This is a genomic window from Allobosea sp. OAE752, assembly GCF_050433265.1.
Lineage (GTDB): Bacteria > Pseudomonadota > Alphaproteobacteria > Rhizobiales > Beijerinckiaceae > Allobosea > Allobosea spartocytisi.
Map to the genome: position 1 here is coordinate 1 of NZ_JBNPXO010000026.1, position 1,357 is coordinate 1,357.

1 protein-coding gene is annotated in these 1,357 nt (G+C 63.6%); it reads right to left on the reverse strand.

Annotated elements, in window-relative coordinates:
• Positions 1-252: 252 nt before the first annotated feature.
• The gene (locus GGC47_RS27555) at positions 253-1,281 is read right to left on the reverse strand and encodes an IS110 family RNA-guided transposase (protein ID WP_142021231.1); all 1,029 of its coding nucleotides are present in this window, start codon (positions 1,279-1,281) and stop codon (positions 253-255) included.
• Positions 1,282-1,357: the final 76 nt, after the last annotated feature.

Sequence of the window (1,357 nt, forward strand, 5' to 3'; positions counted from 1 at the left end):
GCTTCTCTAATCGGGCAGTTGGGTCAAGCCCGGATTGCACCTCTGTGCCGGGGTCTCGTTCACGCGGGTCACGCTTCTCTTCGCAGTCTGGTGGCTTCTATCGAGCGAAGCCGCTGCACGCATGCATCGGATTGGGTCTGGAGAGCCTCGCTTGTGGACGCGCTCTGAAGCGCAGCAGACATTTTCGGCTTCATCCATCCCGTCGTCCGCGTGGGACGATCCCGGCCAGGATCGCTGAGAGCTGTGGTCAGGTCATGCCGCAGCCTCCGATCCCAGGCGGAAGTCGGTACCATCGGCCCACATGCGATGGAGCACGACGGCGATCTTGCGCGCGACCGCCACGATGGCGCGTCGGCGGCCCTTCGTCTTCATCAGCCGCACACCCCATGCCTTGAGTCTCGACCAGGCGATTGAGCGCATCAACATGGCGTTCGCGGCCGCGTAGAGTGTCGCCCGGACGTCGGCATCACCGGCATGGGAGATCCGACCTGGATTGTCCGTCTCGCCGGACTGGAAGCGCCTCGGCGTCAGTCCGAAGTGGGCTCCGACTGTTCGGGAACTCTTGAAGCGGGCAGGATCGTCTACGGCAGCCTTAAAGCTGAGGGCGGTGATCTCGCCAACGCCCGGCACGGTCATGAAGCGCCGACAGATCGCATCCTCGCGCGCGGCCCGCTTCGCTCGCCGATCGAGCTCGGTGAAGGTCTCGAAGAGCATCGTCCGTGCCTCCAGCATTGGCAGGAGCGCATGGCTGAGCGCAGGATCGGTCTCGATCGTCTCGCGCACAGCGGCATCGAAAGCGCCTCGGGAGAGTCGGAGAGGCAGGACGACGCCGAAAATCCGCAACAGGCCGCGGATCTCGTTCTCGAGGTCGATGCACTTGCGCTGTATCACCTTGCGGCTCGTCAGCAGCGCTCGCACGTGGTGGCTCTCAACGCTCTTCACATGCACCCGGCTATACCACCCCGATCGGAGGATCTGGGCGATGCCGCGGGCGTCGTGCTTGTCCGTCTTGTTGCGCATGGCTGAAAGCGCGGCCGCGACCTGACGCGCCTCCATGCAAACGACGTCGTAGCCAGCCTCGGCCAGCCCATAGGTGATGGGCTGTGTCAGCGCACCGGCCTCAAACCCGACCTGATGGATCGGCTGATCGAACCCCGCAAGGCAAAGAAGGACATCGGGAACCTCGGAGCGCACCGAGCGCTCCAGGCAAATCTTCCCCTCATGGTCGATGATGCAGATCGCCACCGAGCGCAACGACACATCCAGCGCAGCGTAGAACATCGCGTATCTCCTCTTGGATCTACCTAGATCCTAATGGGAGCTCGACCCCTCGTGGGTCCGCCCGATTACGCATGCT